Genomic DNA, 390 nt, shown 5'->3' with positions numbered 1-390 from the left:
CCTCCGGCTTGAGATGCGCTATGGTCTCGATTACCTCCGTTGAAGGAGTTCCGGGGTAGCCGGTCGCAAAAGATATTCCGCTCTCAAGGGCGCCGTATGCTATTGCCTCGTTGCCCATGAGAAGTTTTTTCTCGCGCTTATTGGCCTTGAATTCGGTTGAATCAGAAGGATAATCCTTAACCGCTTCCACAATGACCACCATAGGCTATCGGTGTCGGGGGTTAAAACTCTATGCTCAGAAAAGTACCGGTAAAAATCGAAAAATTTTCGAAAGTCACTTTTCTCCTTTTTCCTCCTTTCCGTAGAATGCCCTGTTGGGTGTCCTAGTGAATGTATTGCTGATGCTCTGACGGCCGCTTGAGAAGGCAAAGATAGCGACACCCAGCAGGA

At 48.7% G+C, this 390-nt stretch carries 1 pseudogene; it reads right to left on the bottom strand.

Annotated features, from left to right (window positions below):
- Window positions 1–202: pseudogene (locus E3E28_RS11025) on the bottom strand (indolepyruvate ferredoxin oxidoreductase subunit alpha); the annotation flags it as partial.
- Window positions 203–390: the final 188 nt, after the last annotated feature.

The sequence above is a fragment of the Thermococcus sp. 21S9 genome (genome assembly GCF_012027635.1).
In the GTDB taxonomy this organism is placed as follows: Archaea; Methanobacteriota_B; Thermococci; order Thermococcales; family Thermococcaceae; genus Thermococcus.
The sequence above is the reverse complement of the archived record's forward strand: the minus strand, read 5'-3'. Positions and strand labels throughout refer to the sequence as shown.